Source organism: Streptomyces sp. NPDC058295, from assembly GCF_042880655.1.
Lineage (GTDB): Bacteria > Actinomycetota > Actinomycetes > Streptomycetales > Streptomycetaceae > Streptomyces > Streptomyces coriariae.
Genome location: NZ_JBHVYO010000057.1, coordinates 1 through 14,666, shown reverse-complemented (window position 1 = coordinate 14,666; position 14,666 = coordinate 1). Strand labels below are relative to the sequence as shown.

11 protein-coding genes are annotated in these 14,666 nt (G+C 71.3%); 4 read left to right on the top strand and 7 right to left on the bottom strand.

The annotated features are described in order from the left end of the window. Window positions 1-49: 49 nt before the first annotated feature. The 4 genes from ACFVYS_RS37780 to ACFVYS_RS37765 all read right to left on the bottom strand — a co-directional run bounded on the left by ACFVYS_RS37780 (window position 50) and on the right by ACFVYS_RS37765 (window position 4,819). Window positions 50-811: an MIP/aquaporin family protein gene (locus tag ACFVYS_RS37780; RefSeq protein ID WP_389509575.1), complete on the bottom strand. Its 762-nt coding sequence runs from the start codon at window positions 809-811 to the stop codon at window positions 50-52. A 549-nt stretch (window positions 812-1,360) separates the two neighbouring features. Further along, complete coding sequence (locus ACFVYS_RS37775) at window positions 1,361-3,022, bottom strand: EAL domain-containing protein (protein WP_389509573.1); 1,662 nt, start codon at window positions 3,020-3,022, stop codon at window positions 1,361-1,363. 184 nt (window positions 3,023-3,206) lie between these two features. Next, a complete protein-coding gene (locus ACFVYS_RS37770; RefSeq protein WP_389509571.1) occupies window positions 3,207-4,397 on the bottom strand; it encodes a lipid-transfer protein in 1,191 nt (396 codons plus the stop codon). Continuing rightward, window positions 4,397-4,819 carry a Zn-ribbon domain-containing OB-fold protein gene (locus ACFVYS_RS37765; protein WP_389509613.1) on the bottom strand — a complete coding sequence of 141 codons (423 nt, stop codon included), beginning with the start codon at window positions 4,817-4,819 and terminating at the stop codon, window positions 4,397-4,399. The genes ACFVYS_RS37770 and ACFVYS_RS37765 overlap by 1 nt, the downstream gene beginning before the upstream one ends. A gap of 97 nt (window positions 4,820-4,916) precedes the next feature. Between ACFVYS_RS37765 and ACFVYS_RS37760 the strand changes: the two genes are divergently transcribed. Next, entirely contained in the window at window positions 4,917-5,726 is an 810-nt protein-coding gene (locus ACFVYS_RS37760) for a M15 family metallopeptidase (RefSeq protein ID WP_389509569.1), read from the top strand. 47 nt (window positions 5,727-5,773) lie between these two features. Then, window positions 5,774-6,310 carry an NUDIX domain-containing protein gene (locus ACFVYS_RS37755; protein ID WP_389055496.1) on the top strand — a complete coding sequence of 179 codons (537 nt, stop codon included), beginning with the start codon at window positions 5,774-5,776 and terminating at the stop codon, window positions 6,308-6,310. 2 nt (window positions 6,311-6,312) lie between these two features. On the opposite strand, the gene ACFVYS_RS37750 is transcribed toward ACFVYS_RS37755, so the two are convergent. Continuing rightward, the gene (locus tag ACFVYS_RS37750; protein ID WP_389509568.1) at window positions 6,313-8,679 is read right to left on the bottom strand and encodes a TIM-barrel domain-containing protein; all 2,367 of its coding nucleotides are present in this window, start codon (window positions 8,677-8,679) and stop codon (window positions 6,313-6,315) included. A 214-nt stretch (window positions 8,680-8,893) separates the two neighbouring features. Between ACFVYS_RS37750 and ACFVYS_RS37745 the strand changes: the two genes are divergently transcribed. Both ACFVYS_RS37745 and ACFVYS_RS37740 read left to right on the top strand, forming a co-directional pair. Further along, window positions 8,894-10,870 (top strand): acetoacetate--CoA ligase, encoded by a 1,977-nt coding sequence (locus ACFVYS_RS37745; protein WP_389509566.1) that lies wholly within the window; start codon window positions 8,894-8,896, stop codon window positions 10,868-10,870. Window positions 10,871-11,017: 147 nt separating this feature from the next. After that, complete coding sequence (locus ACFVYS_RS37740; RefSeq protein ID WP_389509565.1) at window positions 11,018-11,914, top strand: hypothetical protein; 897 nt, start codon at window positions 11,018-11,020, stop codon at window positions 11,912-11,914. 96 nt (window positions 11,915-12,010) lie between these two features. On the opposite strand, the gene ptsP is transcribed toward ACFVYS_RS37740, so the two are convergent. Next, entirely contained in the window at window positions 12,011-13,681 is a 1,671-nt protein-coding gene (gene ptsP / locus ACFVYS_RS37735) for a phosphoenolpyruvate--protein phosphotransferase (protein WP_389509563.1), read from the bottom strand. Between the two features lie 79 nt (window positions 13,682-13,760). Continuing rightward, window positions 13,761-14,210 (bottom strand): PTS glucose transporter subunit IIA, encoded by a 450-nt coding sequence (locus tag ACFVYS_RS37730; protein ID WP_389509562.1) that lies wholly within the window; start codon window positions 14,208-14,210, stop codon window positions 13,761-13,763. Between the last annotated feature and the right edge of the window lie 456 nt (window positions 14,211-14,666).

The window sequence follows — 14,666 nt, the reverse complement described above, 5'->3', positions numbered from 1 at the left end:
CTGGTTCAGAAGGCTGCGTGAATGACTGCGGCGGCGGTCGGACGGCTGCTCAGAAGGCCGCGTTGTACAGGAGACCCGCGAGCGCTCCGCCGACCAGCGGGCCGACGACCGGGATCCAGGCGTAACCCCAGTCCGAGGTGCCCTTGTTCGGGATACGCAGGAAGGTGTGCACGATGCGCGGCCCGAGGTCACGTGCCGGGTTGATGGCATAGCCGGTGGGCCCGCCGAGGGAGAGCCCGATGCCGACGACGAGCAGGGAGACGATCAGCACCGTGATCCCGGATTCGCCCAGGCCCTCGGTCAGCCCGAAGGCGAGGACCGGCAGGACGAGGGCGATCGTCGCGATGATCTCGGTGATCAGGTTGGCGACCGGATTCCGGATCTCGGGGATGGTGGAGAAGATGCCCAGGGTCGGCGTCGGCTCCTCGGCCGTGCCCTCGTCGACGCTCCCAGCGGTGCCTTCGCTCCGCACGTTCGCCTGGAACTGCGCGAGGTACACCAGGTACGCGAGGACCGCGCCGAGCATCGCACCGGCCATCTGCCCCAGCACATACACCCACACCTTGCCCCACTCGCCCGTGTCGACGGCGATGCCCAGGGTCACGGCCGGATTCAGATGTCCGCCCGACAGCGGCGCGGCGGTGTAGGCGCCCGCCAGCACCCCGAACCCCCAGCCGAAGGCGATCACGATCCACCCCGACGCCCGGGCCTTGGAGTGCCTGAGGGTGACGGCGGCGCACACCCCCGCGCCGAACAGGATGAGGATGGCGGTACCGATGACCTCGCCGACGAATATGTCTGCGTTGCTCATGGCGGCTCCTGGGCCCGGCCCGGGGCGGATCGACCCCGGTGCTCCGTACAGGGTGCGGTTCCCGTGGCTGCCGAAGCCGAGGCAGGGAGACCCCGCGCCCCGCCCGGCGTCCGTGACGAGCGTGCCGTCGTAGCCGAATCGCCCCCCGGGGGAGTGGGCCTTGCATCGAAAGCCCGCGTGGCGCGTGCCTGGATACGCCGAGAATGTACGGCGATGTCGGCTGACACCGGGAAGTGTTCACCGGCGCCCAGGGAGCGTCAAGGAGGCCGACGGCAACGGTTGGAGACAAGGGAGCCGGCTCGCGCCCCCGACCTGCGGGGCGCCGATCATCGGCCCGGCGCCCCGGAGGGCCCCTCCCGGCCACCTGATGCCGTCACCTGATGCCGACCGCCCACCTCGGCCCCGTCCCCGATCCTGACGCCGGTCCTGACCCCGGGAGGACGTACGGACGTCGCCGAGCCCACCAGCGGGCCGTCGTCTCGTGACGGCCACGCCCCGGTGCGGCCGCCCGTACGGTCGCCCGTACGGTCGCCTGTGCGGTCGCTGACGTCAGGTCAGCCCGCCCGCGGGCTCCGCCTCGGCCGCCCCCGTCCCCGCCGGAGCCATCGGCTGCGACCCGCGCCGGATCTGGTATCCGGCCAGCCCCGCGTGCCCGACCACCCAGCTGGCCCCTCGCAACGACTTCGCGGCCTTCTTCAAGGGCGCCAGACACGCCGCCGCCTGGCGGTGATCCGTCACGCTTCCGGGCCGGCACAGCACGGTGGCCAGCGACAGCGTCACCGGGCTCCCGCCCGCCGACCACGGCACGTCCAGCACGGTCGAGACCAGCGGCTCCAGGCCCTCCGGATCGGCCAGCACCAGGAAGTCGTCTCCGCCGATGTGGCCCACGCGCGCGTTGCCCGACGCCGTCAGCTGGAGTGCCCGCCCCACCGACCGGATGAGCTCGTCACCCGCCGCGAACCCGGCCCCGTCGTTGACCTGCTTGAAGTGGTCGATGTCCAGCCAGCTCAGCGCGAACACGCGCCCCTCGGCGATCCTCCGGTCCACCTCCCCGGTGATCGCGTCCGAACCGGGCAGCCGCGTCAGCGGATTCAGGCCGGCCGCCTCCTCGACCCGGCTCTCGGCCAACGCCCGTACGAGGTCCGCGAGCCGGACGACACCCACGCAGCGCCCGCCGCGGTCGACCACCGCGACGTCGTCGGAGGTACGGTCCCGGTCGCCGACCGCGACCACGTCCAGCACCTCCCACGCCGTCGCGTCGACGCCCACCGTCCGCGGCGGATCACCGAGCTTGGCCGCGGGACGGTCCGCGTACAGGGCATGGCCGTAGCGCCCGGACATCGACAGCAGGAAGCGGGACCGGTGCACCGACCGGACGGGGACCCCCGCGCGGTCCACGAGCAGCACCCCGGACACGTCCGGCGAGCCGGTCAGCAGCGCCCGTACCTGACCGGCGGAGGCGGTCGCGGGCAGCAGCGCGGCCGGCCGGACGAACTCCCGTACCGACGGCCCCGACCGGAGCGCCGGCAGGACGGCGGGGCCCAGCGGCGGAACGTACACGTCGGCGGCCGGCAACCGGCTCGGCGGCGCGAACAGCGTGCCCTGGGCCAGCTGCGCCCCGGCCGCCAGCGCGGCGGCGCACTGGAGCTCGGTCTCCACGCCCTCGACGACCAGCAGCGCCCCCAGCTCGTCGCACAGGGTCCGCATCGCCCTGACCGCCGCGGGCCGTGCCAGGAGCGAGGCGTCGAGCTTGACCAGGTCCGGCGCGATGTCGACGAGCAGCCGCAGCGGCGCGTCCCCGTCCCCGACCCCGTCCGCGCTGATGCGGAAGCCCTGGTCCCGGAGCGCCGCCACGGCCTCCAGCAGCGCGGGCTGCGGGACGTGCGTGTAGGGCGGAACGACATCGAGCGTGACCTCCCAGGGCAACCGCCCCGCCTCGCGCACGGCGTCGTGCAGCGCGGTGAGCCCACCGAGGTCGGCCAGAGTGCCGGCGAACACGTTCAGATGAAGGGGCAGCAGCGTCTCCTTGCGGGCCGCCGCGCGAAACGCCAACACGGCCAGCCGGCCGTCGAGTTCGGAATCCCGGCGCGCCTGCGCCAAGATGTCGCCTGCCTCCGGGCGGGCGAGTATCTCCAGCCCCGCGACCCCTTTGGTGGTCAGGTTGACCACGGGCTGGAAGGCGAAGCGGAGAGTGTCCGTCCAGGAGTGCACGGCAGCATGATTGCGCTGCGGACGTGCGCCCAGGCGCAGTTCATGAGACGTTCACACAGGATTCTGAGGTGAACACGGAGGGTGAGATACGTCGAGTGGGACAGGCGGGACAGGTGAGAGGGACTGAGCGGGGCAGGGGAGAGGGCTGAGCGGGACAGGTGACACGGGAGGCGTCGGGTCCTCCTCACCGCACCGCGACCACCGCCGAACCATGCCCGAACAACCCCTGGTTCGCCGTGATGGCCACGCGCGCGTCCGGGATCTGGCGATCGCCGGCCTGCCCCCGCAACTGCCAGGTGACCTCGCAGACCTGGGCGATCGCCTGCGCGGGCACCGCCTCGCCGAAGGAGGCGAGGCCACCGCTCGGGTTCACCGGTATACGGCCGCCCGGCGCCGTCACGCCCTCCCGCAGCAACTTGGCGGCCCCGCCCTCGCCGCACAGCCCCAGATCCTCGTACCACTGCAACTCCAGTGCGGTGGACAGGTCGTAGACCTCGGCGAGGGACAGGTCCTCCGGCCCGAGGCCGGCCTCTTCGTAGGCGGCCCGGGCGATCGAGGCCCGGAAGGGCTCTCCGCCCGGCTCCACCCCCACCGCGGAATCGGTCGCGATGTCCGGCAGATCCAGCACCGTGTTGGGGTACCGGGGCGTCACGGTGGACACCGCCCTGATGCGCACCGGCTCCGCCGCCCCGTGCCGTCGGGCGAACTCCATGCTGGACAGCACCAGCGCCGCCCCGCCGTCCGACGTCGCGCAGATGTCCAGCAGCCGCAGCGGATCGGCGACCACCGCGGAGGCGGCGACCTCCTCCGCCGTCACCCGCTTGCGGTAGCGCGCGTTCGGATTCAGCGCGCCCATGGCGGCGTTCTTCACCTTGATCTGCGCGAAGTCCTCCGGCGTGTCCCCGTGTACGGCCATGCGCCTGCGCGCGTACAGCCCGAAGTACGTCGGATTGGTCGCGCCGAGCACCCGGAACCGCAGCCAGTCGGGGTCGTCCGGCCGGTCCCCGCCCGCAGGCCGGAAGAAGCCCTTGGGGGCGGCGTCGGCCCCCACCACGAGCACCACGTCCGCCAGGCCCGCGAGGATCCGGGCCCGGGCCGTGTCGATCGCCTGAGCGCCCGACGCGCACGCCGCGTAGACGCTCGCGACGCGGGCGCCCTGCCACCCCAGGGCCTTGGCGAACGTCGCCCCGGCCACATATCCCGGATAGCCGCCACGCACCGTGTCCGCGCCCACGATCGCCCCGACGTCCCGCCAGTCCACACCGGCGTCCGCGAGAGCCGCCCGCGCCGCCTTCACGCCGTACTCGACGAAGCCGCGACCCCACTTGCCCCACGGATGCATCCCGGCGCCGAGCACCGCCACCTCTGCCGTCATCACTCCACCCCCGTCGGCCGCCAACGCCAGGTCGTCCAGGTCGTCTCCGCGTCCTCGTCGAGCACGCCCGGGACGACCTCCATCTCCATGCCCACCGTCAGATCGGCGACGGTGACCCCGGGAACCGCCTGTCCCAGCACCACGATCCGCTCGGACTCCAACTCCACAGCGATCAACGCGTACGGCTCCCACGGAAGTTCCGGATCGGTCACATAGGGTGACGGAGGGCGGTACCGGCTGTCCGTGTACGACCAGACGCGCCCCCGCCGCGACAGCGGGACCTCCGTCAGATCGCCGCCCCCGCAGCCCGGGTTGCGGCAGTGCGTGTCCTCGCGCGGGAAGAAGACCGATCGGCATGCCGAGCAGCGCGTGCCGAGCAACCGGAAGTCGTCCCCGTCCCCGACGAACCAGCCCGTGACCACGGGTGTGCGTGTGCGTGACATGGTCCCTCCCGACGGCATGTCTGACGGATCGTCAGAAGTGTGTCACGGGCGTGCCGAAATGGGCAGGGCAGGAGACATGACACGATTCTCCGGCGCAGTACGCGGTGTCGTCGCCGTGCTCGTCGCCCTGCTGACCGTGACCGCCGCCTCCACCACCGCGCGGGCGAACGCCGACCCCGTGGCCCCCGCGGACTTCGTGGCCCTGAGAACCGTGGCCCCGACGATCCTTCAGGAGATGCGCTACTTCACCCCGCACAACTTCGTCGGGGAACGCGTCGACGGCTACCGGCAGCCGATCTGCATCCTCACCCGGCCGGCCGCCGAGGCCCTGCACCAGGCCCAGACGAACCTGCTGAGCCAGGGCTACACCCTCAAGGTCTACGACTGCTACCGCCCACAGCGCGCCGTGAACCACTTCGTCCGCTGGGCCGAGGACCTCAACGACGAGACGACGAAGGGCGAGTTCTACCCGAACGTCGACAAGTCCCGTCTGTTCGAGGACGGCTACATCGCCGAGAAGTCCGGCCACAGCCGCGGTTCGACCATGGACCTGACCATCGTGAAGCTCCCCGCCATCCCGACCAGGCCCTACATGCCCGGTGAACCCCTCGTGCCGTGCTACGCCCCACAACAGCAGCGCTTCCCCGACAACTCGGTCGACATGGGCACCGGCTTCGACTGCTTCGACACCTTGGCCCACACCCTGGACCCGCGCATCCAGGGGCGGCAGCGCGCCAACCGGACGCTCCTGAAAAGCACTCTGGAAAACCTCGGATTCGTGAATCTCGCCGAGGAGTGGTGGCACTACACCTTCAAGCCCGAGCCCTACCCCGACACCTACTTCGACTTCCCCGTGTCCGCCAGGTCGCTCGCCCAGAGGTATTGAGCCTCCTCCGTACGACGCCCTCCCCAAGATCGGATACGCTCCGCCGCGTGTCCGAAAATCTGCACTCCACTTCGAACTCCGCGCGCGACTCCCACTGTTCGAGTTGCGGAGCGCCCTACGGGGAGGGCGCCACCGGCTGGCCCCGTACCTGTCCGGCCTGCGCCACCGTGACCTACCGCAACCCGTTGCCGGTCGCCGTCGCGCTCCAGCCCGTGTACGACACGAAGGGCACCGCCCTGGTCGTCATCACCCGAACCATCGCCCCCGCGCGCGGGGGGATCGCGCTGCCCGGCGGCTACATCGACGACCGCGAGGACTGGCGCCAGGCCGTCGTACGCGAACTCATGGAAGAGACCGGCATCGACGCAGCGCCCCGTGACGTGCGGCTGGCCGACGCCATGAGCTCTCCCGACGGCCACCTCCTGCTGTTCGGGCTGCTGCCTGAGCGTCCCGCGGACCGTCTCCCGGCGACCGCCCCCACGGACGAGACCGAGGGCTGGCACCTTCTGCGCGGACAGGAGGAACTCGCCTTCCCCCTGCACACACTCGCCGTGCGGGCCTTCTTCGAGGGCCGCTACATCTGAGCTCAGCGCTCGTCGAGCCCGCGTATCCGCACCGGGTGGGACGGCACACGCACGCCGTCCTCACCCTCCCGCTCGACGACGACCCGCGGCCCCTCCCAGCGGGCGACGTACCGCTCGACCTCCGGCTCCTCCCAGCCGTCGCCCGCGTCCCGCACCACCACACCGCCACCCGTCCGCCCCCGCACCGGCGCCCACACCTCCAGCTCCAGCCGGCCGTCGTCTCCGCGCACCGGTATGACGGCACCCGCGCGCGCGAGCACCGGAACACGCGACAGAGGGGCATCCACGAGCACCTGCCCCGGCCCCTGGTACGCCCGCCCCGTCGCCGTGTCGTACCAGCGTCCCCGCGGCAACTGCACCGCTCGCCGGTCGCCGCCGGGGCCGAGCACCGGCGCCACCAAGAGGCAGTCACCCAGCAGGAAGGCGTCCTCGCAGTCCCGCAACGCCCGGTTGCCGGGCGCCCCCCACCACACCGGACGCACATAAGGGGCCCCGGTACGCCGGGCCAGATGCGCAAGCGTCACGAAGTACGGCAGCAGCCGCCGACGCTCGACGAGCGCCACGCGAGCGTGCTCCAACACCTCGGGACCGAACTCCCACGGCTCCCGCTGCCCCGCCCGCCCGCTCGTGTGCGTGCGGAACAGCGGCAGGTACGCGCCCAGCTGGAGCCGGCGCAGATACAGCTCGGGCGACGGACCACCGTCGAAACCGCCCGTGTCCGGACCCGCGTACGGCACGCCGCACAGCCCGAGCCCCAGCACCAGCGACAGGGACGCCCGCAACCCCGGCCAGTCCGCGGCGGCGACCCCGGACCAGATGCCGCCGAAACGCTGCACGCCCGCCCAGCCGGACCGCGAGAAGACGAAGGGCCGCTGGTCCGGAACCAGGTCCCGCAGCCCCTCGTAGGCCGCCGAGGCCATGCACAGCCCGTACACGTTGTGGGCCTCACGATGGTCACCCCCGCGTCCCTCCAGGGCGTGCCGGGCCGACCGGGGCAACGTCGACTCCCCGAAAGCGGCGAACACCGTCGGCTCGTCCATGTCGTGCCAGAAACCGGCGAAGCCCTGCGCGACCCGCTCCGCGTGGAGACCTCCCCACCACTGCCGCACGCGCGCGTGCGTGAAGTCCGGGAAAACGGCCTCCCCGGGCGACGCCACCGCCTTGACGAGCCGGCCCGACGCACCCCGCACGAACGCGTCCTCGGCCACCCCGCCGTCGTACACACCGTTGCCCGGCGTGGCCTTGACCGCCGGGACGACGGCCGACACCAGACGTACCCCGTCCCGACGCAGTTCCTCGGAGAGCACCGCCGGCTTCGGGAAGCGCTCCTGGTCGACGGTGAACACCTGGTGCTCGTCGTAGTGGTCGATGCCGAGGTGGACGGCATCGAGCGGCAGACCGTGCTCCTGATGGCCCGCCACGGTCCGGCGCACCTCCTCCTCGCTCCCGAGGCCCCGGCCCGCGAGCTGATGACCCAGCGCCCACGCGGGCGGCAGCGCGGGCGCCCCGGTGAGCGCGACCCAGGCGAGCAGCACGCGCGCGGGGGTGCCCACCACCACCCAGCAGCGCAACGGACCGCCCTCCATCCGCACCTCGCACGCCCCCGACCGGTCGTGCCCCGAGCCCGCCCCCTCCTTGCCCTCCCGCAGCATCACCGTGCCGTCCCAGGAGGTGTCGTGGAACACCAGGTGAGTACCCGCGTCGGCGACCACCAGCTGCACCGGCATCGTGAGAGGGTGCGGATCGTCCCCCCGCCCGTACGCGCGCGCCGGATCCGTGTTCCACAGCCGGTAGGTGCCGTCGCGCAGCCGCGGACCGGACGCCCGCCCCCCGAGACCGAAGAAGCGCGCGTCCGCCGCCACCTCCGCACGCTGCATCCAGCGCGCCGGGCCACCCTCCTCCGGTTCCCACCACCGGGGCGGCAGCTCCCGCCGCAGCATCACGCCTCCGGGCGTGCACACGTCGATGGCACCGTGCCGGGAGACCACAACCGTCACCCGCTCGGCGATCACCCGCCACCCGCCGTCCTTGTCGGGCTCCAGAACCGCTCGGGGATCCGGCTCCGGACAGCGGCCGGCCAGCGCGTACGACGGCTCGGGCTCGGCACCGTCCCAACCCCAGAACACCGCGCCGCTCACGGCGACGCGGATCCTCAGCTCGGAGCGACTGAACCGGAGCGTCCCCCCACCGGGCCCCGGCTCCACCTCCTGCACCGCACCCGGCACCCGCGCCCGCTCGGGACCCCGCACCGGCAACCCGGCGGCGTCGGCACGGTTCCTGCGCCAGGCGGCCCGCACCGTGCGCAGACCCTGGGCAGCTCCCGCGGAACCGACCGCCTTCATCGAACGCACCAGGTCACGACCGTCCATGCTGTTCACCCTGTCACTGACCGCGTCACGCGCGCGGGTCGTTCAACTGCCGTTCACCCGTGGTGAGGCCACATCTTCACGAGACGGACTGTGGGGAGCCCACCCTGGTGCAGAAGTCGATCACATGGCATCGTCCGTGTCAGCCGCGTCACGCGCACCACCCCAGCTCGTGCGCGGGCGACGCACACGACGCGCACAGCCCGGGAGCCGCCCCATGCCGACCGTGAACCCCGAGCCGCTCTGGCGGCCCGACCCACAGCGCATCGCCCAGGCCCAGGTCACGAAGTTCCAGGCCTGGGCGGCCGACCAGCACGGAGCCCCGTCCGAAGGCGGATATTCGGCACTGCACCGCTGGTCCGTGGACGAGCTGGAGACGTTCTGGAAAGCCGTCACGGAGTGGTTCGACGTTCGGTTCTCGACGCCCTACGCGCGCGTGCTGGGCGACCGCTCCATGCCCGGCGCCCAGTGGTTCTCCGGTGCGACGCTGAACTACGCCGAGCACGCGCTGCGCGCGGCCGCCACCCGCCCGGCCGAACCGGCTCTGTTGTACGTCGACGAGACCCATGAACCGAGCCCGGTGACCTGGTCCGAGCTGCGCCGCCAGGTCGGTTCGCTGGCCGGCGAGCTGCGCGCCCTCGGCGTCCGCCCCGGTGACCGCGTCAGCGGCTACCTCCCGAACATCCCGCAGGCCGTCGTGGCCTTCTTGGCGACGGCCGCCGTGGGCGGTGTCTGGACCTCCTGCGCCCCCGACTTCGGCGCCCGCAGCGTCCTCGACCGCTTCCAGCAGGTCGAACCCGTCGTCCTCTTCACGGTCGACGGCTACCGCTACGGCGGCAAGGAGCACGACCGCCGTGACGTGGTCGCCGAACTCCGCGCCGAACTGCCCACCCTGCGCGCCGTCGTCCACATCCCCCTGCTGGGCACGGAACCGCCCCAGGGGGCCCTGGAATGGTCGGCCCTGACGGCCGCGGACGAGGCACCCGTCTTTGAACCGGTGCCCTTCGACCACCCCCTCTGGGTGCTCTACTCCTCCGGTACGACCGGCCTGCCCAAGGCCATCGTCCAGTCGCAGGGCGGCATCCTGGTCGAACACCTCAAGCAGCTCGGCCTGCACTGCGACCTGGGCCCCGAAGACCGCTTCTTCTGGTACACCTCGACCGGCTGGATGATGTGGAACTTCCTCGTCTCCGGCCTGCTGACCGGCACGACGATCGTCCTCTACGACGGCAGCCCCGGCTATCCCGACACCGGCGCACAGTGGCGGATCGCCGAACGCACCGGCGCCACCCTCTACGGCACCTCCGCCGCGTACGTCATGGCCTGCCGCAAGGCGGACGTGCACCCGGCCCGCGACTTCGACCTCTCCAAGATTCAGTGCGTCGCCACCACGGGATCCCCGCTCCCGCCCGACGGCTTCCGCTGGCTGCACGACGAGTTCGCGGCGAGCCGGGCCGACCTGTGGATCGCCTCCGTCAGCGGCGGCACGGACGTGTGCTCGTGCTTCGCCGGGGCCGTCCCGACGCTCCCGGTCCACACGGGCGAACTCCAGGCACCCGGCCTCGGCACCGACCTGCAGTCCTGGGACCCGGACGGGCACCCCGTGATCGACGAGGTGGGCGAACTGGTCGTGACCAACCCCATGCCGTCCATGCCGGTCCGGTTCTGGAACGACCCCGACGGCAGCCGCTACCACGACAGCTACTTCGACACCTACCCCGGCGTGTGGCGCCACGGCGACTGGATCACCGTCACCTCACGCGGTTCGGTCGTCATCCACGGGCGCTCCGACTCCACCCTCAACCGCCAGGGCGTACGCATGGGCTCCGCCGACATCTACGAGGTCGTCGAACGGCTCCCCGAGATCAAGGAATCCCTCGTCATCGGGATCGAGCAGCCCGACGGCGGCTACTGGATGCCCCTCTTCGTACACCTCGCCCCGGGAGCCGCGCTCGACGGCGCCCTCCTCGGCCGCATCAAGCAGGCCATCCGCGAACACCTCTCACCGCGCCACGTCCCCGACGAGGTCATCGAGGTACCCGCGGTCCCGCACACTCTCACCGGCAAACGGATCGAGGTCCCGGTCAAGCGCCTCCTCCAGGGCACTCCACTGGAAAAGGCGGTCAACCCGGGCTCCATCGACAACCTCGACCTCCTGCACTTCTACGAGGACCTCGCCCGCAAGCGAGCCTGAGCCGCCGGAGGCCTCGGACCGACCTGGTACCGCCACGAAGTCCGAGGCCCACCGACTTTGTGCGCCCCCGCCACTGCCGCAGGCCCGTTGTCAGTGCCGCCGGTTACTGTGAGTGAGCATTGATCGACTGTGCACACAGGGGGAAACATGGCACACACCGACCACCGGACCATGCGACGCGTCCTGCGCCGTGAGATCGCCGGGACCATCGGCCTGCTCACCGACGAACACGACTTCCGTGCCATGCGGCGCTATCGCACCTTCACGTTCGACGATCACGCCCTCTACCTCCAACAGGTCGAAGACCTTCTGAAGGCACGCGCCATGCAGGGGACCCACACCACCGTGGCCCTCTTCGACCCCCAGGAATACGCCGAGTACTGCACCGGCAGGGGGCTCGACCCCGACATCCCCGCCCACCGCACCCGCTTCACGGCCGAGCTCGCGACCACGGGCCCCACCATCCCCTACGAGGGCCAGCCCCTCGCCGATCTCCTGCCCGCCCTCGTCGACGAAGCCGTACGTCAGGCGACCTGGGAGTATGCGGCCACCCTGCTCGCCCGTCTCGGCGCCTGCGCCACCTGCGGCGAGGACATCGGCCGCGCCGCCTTCACCCGCGCATCGGACCTGGTCGCCCGCATCCTCGACACGGCGCCGCCCGGCAACCGACACCTCGTGTGCAGCGTGACCGGCACACCCGAGACACTGGTCGCCGTCCTGCACGCGGACGAGGAGGCCGAGGGCGCCACCCGACTCGACGAGGCCGAAGCACTCGAGTTCACCACCGTCCTCGCCCTGGGCCTCGCCACCCAGAGCCCTGGCGGCCTGGTCATGCGCACCACCGCCCACGACACCTCCGACCGGATCTACGGCTGGCGGCTTCGCGGCGACGGCCTCGAACCCCTGACCGCCGGCGAGGTCTTCGACGCCTACTGCACCGACGTCGAGTCCGGCGACCTCATCTCCCCCGAGTCCAACGTGGACTACTGCTTCCCGCCGGAGCTCGGCCCGCAGGGGAAGACACCGGGCCACCACAGCCACTGACCGCAAGGGAAGAACCAGGACGCCCACACACAACAGGGGCGCTCCATCCGAAGACGGAGCGCCCCTGCTCACCGGCCGATCGCCGACCGGAACCGACTACTCGCCGGAGAGCACGGCCTGCGCCGCGTTGCGCGCTTCCTCGGCGCTGTCCGCCGCACGCGCGGCAGCCGCGGCACGCTCACACTGCGCCAGCGTGTACTTCGCCAGCGCGGTCCGGACGTAAGGAATCGACGCCGCCCCCATGGAAAGCGAGGTGACTCCCAGACCCGTCAGCACACACGCGAGCAGCGGATCGGACGCGGCCTCGCCACACACACCGCAGCTCTTGCCCTCGGCCCGTGCCGCCTCGGCGGACAGAGCCACGAGGTCCAGCAGCGCGGGCTGCCACGGGTCCTGCAGCCGGGACACCGCGCCCACCTGCCGGTCGGCGGCGAAGGTGTACTGCGCGAGGTCGTTCGTACCCAGCGAAAGGAACTCCACCTCCTGCAGGATCGAACGTGCCCGCAGAGCGGCCGACGGGATCTCCACCATCGCGCCGAACTTCGCCCGCAGCCCCGCCTCACGACAGGCGTCCGCGAACGCCTTGGCGTCGGCACGGTCCGCCACCATCGGCGCCATGACCTCGAGGTAGACGGGCAGCCCCTCGGCGGCCTTCGCCAACGCCGTCAGCTGGGTCCGCAGGACGTCGGGGTGATCCAGCAGGGTCCGAAGCCCGCGCACGCCCAGAGCCGGGTTGGGCTCGTCGGCCGGAGTGAGGAAGTCCAGCGGCTTGTCGGCGCCGGCGTCCAGCACCCGCACGACGACTCGTCCCTCGGGGAACGCCTCGAGCACCTGCCGGTAGGCGTCGACCTGCTTCTCCTCGGACGGCGCGGTCTTGCTGTCGTCGAGGAAGAGGAACTCGGTACGGAAGAGCCCCACACCCTCGGCACCGGCCTCCACGGCGGCCGGCACGTCGGCAGGGCCTCCGACGTTCGCCAGCAGCGGCACCTTGTGACCGTCGGCGGTGGCACCCGGGCCGGTCGAGGCGGCCAGTGCCGCCTTGCGCTTGGCCGCCGCAGCCTCGAGCTGGGCCTTCTTCTCGTCGCTGGGGTTCACGAAGACGTCTCCGGTGCTGCCGTCGACGGCGATCACCGTCCCCTCGGCGAGCTCACCGGCACCCGGCAGAGCCACCACGGCCGGCACACCGAGCGCCCGCGCCAGGATGGCGCTGTGACTCGTCGGCCCGCCCTCCTCGGTGACGAACCCGAGCACGAGTGTCGGGTCCAGCAGCGCGGTGTCGGCGGGCGCCAGGTCCCGGGCCACCAGCACGTAGGGCTCGTCACTGTCCGGGACACCGGGCATCGGGACGCCCAGCAGACGGGCGACGATACGATTCCGCACGTCGTCGAGGTCGGCCACCCGACCGGCGAGGTACTCGCCGGCTCCCGCCAGCAACTCACGGTAGGCGGCGAACGCGTCGTACACGGCGCGCTCGGCCGTGCTGCCGACGGCGATACGCCGGTCCACGTCGACCATCAGCTCGGGGTCCTGGGCCATCATGGCCTGCGCCTCGAGCACCGCCTGGGCTTCGCCCCCCGCCAGATTGCCGCGCGCCATCAGATCGGCTGCCACAGCCTCCACGGCCTTGCGGGCGCGCCCCTGTTCGCGCTCCCCCTCTTCCGCCGGGATCTGCTTGGCGGGCGGTTCGAGCACCGCCGTTCCCATGTGCCGAACCTCGCCGATCGCCACACCGTGACTCACGCCGACGCCTCGCAGCGTTGTCTCCATCTCACCCGTCTCCGATAGTGCGGCGGGTCCCGCCGCCGCGGTGGTTGTCCTGTGTTCCGTCGCCAGGACGGCGTCAGTACTACTGCCAGGAAAAGAGAGCGTCGCCGGCTTTGACATCGCCGTCTTCACGGAGCTCGCCGAGCGAGTCGGCCGTGGCCTCCAGCGCGACGACCGGGCAGACCGGGGACTTGCCGGCCTCCTCGACCGCGGCCGGGTTCCATCGCACGATGCTCTGCCCGCGCGTCACGGTGTCGCCCTTGTTCACCAGGAGCTCGAAGCCCTCGCCGTTGAGCTGCACGGTGTCGATCCCGAGATGGGTGAGTACCCCATGTCCCTCGGCATCGACCACGACGAAGGCGTGCGGGTGGAGGGAGACGATGACTCCGTCCACGGGTGCGACGGCCTCGGAAGGCTCACGCACCGGGTCGATCGCCGTGCCCGGGCCGACCATGGCCCCGGAGAAGACCGGGTCCGGCACGGCAGCCAGTCCGATGGCGCGTCCTACTAGAGGGGACGTCACGGTGGTCATGGGAAGCCTCCCAGGGGTGGAGATGTATATGGGCCGTCACTGCTTGACCAGGTCGGCGCACTGTGCAGCAGGGTATGTCATATGAAGTACCGGTTCCGCACGAGAGCACCCGATCCGTGGTCTAGACCACTAGCGTAGTCGATTTGCAGCGTCTCCGCGGCCCCGTGTACAGTCGTACTCCTGCTTGAGGGTGAGTGACGCGATTAAGCGCGCTTACCGAGCAGCACCCAACTTGTCAGATCCTATCTCTGGATCATCTTTCGCATGTCTGCGAAACGGTGGTCAGGAGGCCGGAAAAACCCTGATAGAGTTTGGAACGCAAGACCGAAGGGAAGCGCCCGGAGGAAAGCCTGAGAGAGTTTCTCGGGTGAGTACAAAGGAAGCGTCCGTTCCTTGAGAACTCAACAGCGTGCCAAAAATCAACGCCAGATATGTTGATACCCCGTCCCCGGCAGT